1 protein-coding gene is annotated in these 4,365 nt (G+C 71.6%); it reads left to right on the top strand.

Going from position 1 to position 4,365, the window contains the following annotated elements; translation table 11 throughout:
- The coding region (locus tag ACWEPL_RS65020; RefSeq protein WP_452443025.1) for an SDR family NAD(P)-dependent oxidoreductase at positions 1–4,365 on the top strand (4,365 nt) is incomplete at both ends.

Genomic DNA, 4,365 nt, shown 5'->3' with positions numbered 1-4,365 from the left:
GGATGCGGTGCTGGTGTTCCCGGGGCAGGGGGCGCAGTGGGCCGGGATGGGGGTGGAGCTGGCGCAGGCGTCGCCGGTGTTCGCCGCCCGGCTGGCCGAGTGCGGGCAGGCGCTGAGCGAGTTCGTCGACTGGGACCTGCTCGACGTACTGCGCGGTGCGGACGAAGCTCCGACCCTGGACCGGGTGGACGTCGTCCAGCCCGCCACCTGGGCGGTCATGGTTTCCCTGGCGGCATTGTGGGAGTCGGTGGGGGTCCGCCCGGCCGCGGTGATCGGGCATTCGCAGGGTGAGGTGGCCGCGGCGTGCGTGGCCGGGGCGCTGTCGCTGCGGGACGCGGCCCGCGTGGTCGCCCAGCGCGGCAAGGTCATCCGCAGGGAGCTCGCCGGGACCGGCGGCATGCTGGCCGTGCTGCTGCCGTACGAGGAGCTGGTGCGGCGGCTCGAACCGTGGAGCGACCGGCTCTCGGTAGCCGCCGTGAACGGCCCGACCTCCGTCGTCGTGTCCGGCGGCGCCGCCGACCTGGACGAGTTCTTCGCGGCGATCACCGGTGAGGGCGTGCAGGCTCGAAAGATCAAGGTGGACTACGCCTCCCACTCCGCCCAGGTGGAAGGGCTCCGGGAGACCGTCCTCGCCGAACTGGCCGGGCTCGAACCTCGCTCAGCCGACGTGCCGTTCTACTCCACGGTCGTGGCGGAGTCGCTGGACACCGAGCGGCTGGGGGCCGACTACTGGTACACCAACCTGCGCCAGCGCGTGCGTTTCGAGGACGCCGTACGAGTCGCGATTCGCGACGGTCACGACTTCTTCCTCGAGGTGAGCCCGCATCCGGTGCTGACGATGGCGGTGCAGGACATCCTGGACGTCACCGCCCCGTCGGGAGTCGCGGTGGCATCGCTGCGGCGCGGCGAGGGCGGCGCGGGGCGGTTCGTACGTTCGGCGGGGGAGGCGTTCGCCGCCGGGGTGGGGGTGGACTGGCTACGACTCCTGCCCGGCACCAGCGTGGGTGCCGAGTTGCCCACGTATGCGTTCCAGCACCGGCGTTACTGGCTGGAGCCTTCCGTCGCGGGGGCGGCGGACGCCGGTGGCCTGGGCCTGACGCGGGTGGACCATCCGCTGCTGGGTGCGGCGGTGGAGCTGCCCGATCAGGGCGGGCTGGTGCTGACCGGCCGGATCTCGACCACTACGCATCCGTGGCTGGCCGATCACGGGGTGGGGGAGACGGTGGTCTTCCCCGGCACCGGCTTCGTGGAGCTGGTGGTGCGGGCGGGCGACGAGGTCGGCTGCCCGGTGGTGGAGGAGCTGACGCTTGAGGCGCCGCTGGTGATCGGGGGTGACGAGCCGGTCCAGCTTCAGGTGGCGGTGTCCGCTGCCGGTGAGGACGGTCGGCGTGAGGTGGCGGTGCACGCCCGTACCGGCCGGCGGCCCTGGACGCGTCACGCCGCGGGCACCCTGGCCGTGACGAGCAGCGCGGCCGGTTCTGCTGATGAGCAGTGGCCGCCCGCGGGGGCGCAGGTGGTGGACGTGTCCGGTCACTACGAGGCGTTGGCTCGTGCCGGGTATGGCTATGGTCCGGCGTTCCAAGGGCTCAAGCGGGCCTGGGTGCGTGGCGCAGAGGTGTTCGCCGAGGTGGAGCTCGACGAGCGGGAGGCCGCCGAGGCCGGCGGTTATGGCATTCACCCGGCTCTGCTGGACGCCGCCCTGCACGCCACCGGTCTCGTCGAGCAGGTTGAGGGGGTCGCGCTGCCGTTCGCCTGGAACGGGGTGGAGCTCCTGGCTTCCGGTGCTCAGCAGGTGCGCGTTCACGTCCTTCCGGCTGAGGGCGGGGCTTCCAGCATCCGGATCGCCGACGGCACCGGCGCGCCGGTCGCGGTCGTCGCGAGCTTGATCTCGCGTCCGCTGCCCGCGGATGGGCTGTCGTCGCGTCCGCAGGCTGGGCACGATGCGCTGCATCGGGTGCAGTGGGTGCCGCTGCCGGGTGAGCCGGTCGGTTCTGGGGACGTGGCGGTGGTGGGCGAGGGCTGGCCCTCTCTGGTCGCGGCTGTCCAGGCTGCTGGTGGGGGTGTCGGGGAGTTCGTGGATGTGGCGGCGTTGGGGGATGCGGTCGCGTCCGGGCGGTCTCTTCCCACCGCTGTGGTGATGCGCCTTGCGGTGGAGGCTTTCGGCCAGGACAGGCTGCGGCCGGAGCTGGATCGGGTCGTGGGTGTGCTGAGTGGTTGGCTGGCCGATGAGCGGCTGGCCGAGACCCGGCTGGTGCTGGTCACCAGCGGCGCGGTGACCACCGGCAGCGAGACCGATGGTGCTTTGATCGGTGCGGCGGTGTCGGGGTTGGTGCGCTCTGCGCAGGCCGAGAACCCCGGCCGGATCCTGCTGATCGACCTCGACGATGCGGCCGAGTCGCTCACCGCGCTGGCCTGCCTGCTGGGCGTGGAAGACGAACCGCAACTGGCGGTGCGGGCCGGCCAGGTGCTGGTGCCTCGTCTGGCTCGTGCGGACAGCGCCGGTGATCTGGTGGTGCCCGGGGGTGCGGGTGGGTGGCGGTTGGACTGCCCGGCCAAGGGGTCCCTGGAGGAGCTGGCGTTGGTCCCCGCGCCGGAGGCCGACCGGGAGTTGGCCGCCGGTGAGGTGCGGGTGGAGGTTCGTGCGGCCGGGTTGAACTTCCGTGATGTGGTCGTGGCGTTGGGCATGGTGCCCGAGCAGGGGGAGCCGATCGGTGGCGAGTTCGCCGGCGTCGTCTCCGAGATCGGACCCGGGGTGGAAGGGGTGCGGGTCGGCGATCGGGTGATGGGGCTGGGTGAGGCCGCGTTCGGTCCTCGGGTGGTGGTCGATCAGCGGTTGCTGGCCGGGCTTCCGGCGGGCTGGTCGTTCGCTCAGGGGGCTGGGGTGACGGTGGCGTTCGCGACCGCCTGGTACGGGCTGGTCGACCTGGCCGGGCTCAGCCGGGGGGAGCGGGTGCTGATCCACTCCGGCGCGGGTGGGGTCGGCATGGCCGCGATCCAGATCGCCCGGCACTTGGGGGCGGAGGTGTTCGCCACCGCTTCGCCCGCCAAGCAGCACGTGCTGCGGGCGTTGGGCGTGCCGGATGATCACATCGCCTCCTCCCGCGACCTGGACTTCGCCGACGCCTTCGCCACGGTGATGGGCGGGGCGGGGATGGATGTGGTGCTCAACTCGCTGGCGGGGCCGTTCACCGACGCGTCGCTGGACCTGCTTGCCGAGGGTGGCCGGTTCATCGAGATGGGCAAGACCGACCGGCGTGAGCCGGCCGATGTCGCGGGCACTCACCCTCACGTCCGTTACCGCAGCTTCGACCTGATGGATGCCGGGCATGAGCGGGTCGGGCAGATGCTGGGCGAGCTGCTGGACCTGTTCGCTTCTCAGGAGTTGGCTGCGTTGCCGGTGCGGTGCTGGCCGGTGCAGCAGGCCCGACAGGCATTCCGGCACATGGCCCAGGCCCGCCACACCGGCAAGATCATCCTCACCATGCCGCGCAGCCTGGACCCCGACGGCACCGTGCTGATCACGGGTGGCACCGGCGGCCTGGGCGCGATCTTGGCCCGCCACCTGGCCGGCGAGCACCGGGTGGGGCGTCTGCTGTTGGCCTCCCGCCGAGGAGACCAGGCCCCTGACGCCGACCAGCTCCGGGCCGACCTGGAGACGGCGGGTGCGACGGTCGAGATCGCGGCGTGCGATCTGTCCGACCCCGAGCAGGTGGCCGCGCTCCTTGACCGGATCCCCGCCGAGCACCCGCTGACAGCGGTCTTCCACACCGCCGGAGTCCTCGACGACGGCGTGGTCACCTCCCTCACCCCCGACAAGATCGACCGAGTACTGAGGCCGAAAGCGGACGCTGCATGGCACCTGCACCAGGCCACCCAGCAACTGGACCTGGCCGCGTTCGTTCTCTACTCCTCCTCAGCCGCCACGCTGGACAGTGCCGGACAGGGCAACTACTCGGCGGCCAACGCCTTCCTGGATGCGTTGGCGATCCACCGCCACGCCAGCGGCCTGCCTGCTCAATCCCTCGCCTGGGGATTGTGGGCGCCTGAAACGGGTGGCATGACGAACCAGTTGGCGGAACTCGATCTGGAGCGGTTGTCCCGTTCAGGATTCACCGCCATGGGCGCCAACGAGGGCATGCAACTCCTGGACGTCGCTCTGACCATGTCGGAGCCCTTCCTCGTACCGCTGCCCATCAACACTCGCACCCTCAGCAACCGCCACGACGGTGTCCCGGCGATTCTGCGTGGGTTGGCTCGCACGCCCGCGCGTCGCACCGCCCGCACCGAACCTGTCTCCGGCAGCGGGTCAGCGCTGGAACGCCGCCTGACCGGGTTGCCCGCGGCTGAGCAGGAACACGTGCTGGT

The organism is Nonomuraea sp. NPDC004186 (genome assembly GCF_053603495.1).
This window is presented reverse-complemented; position numbering and strand designations above follow the sequence as displayed.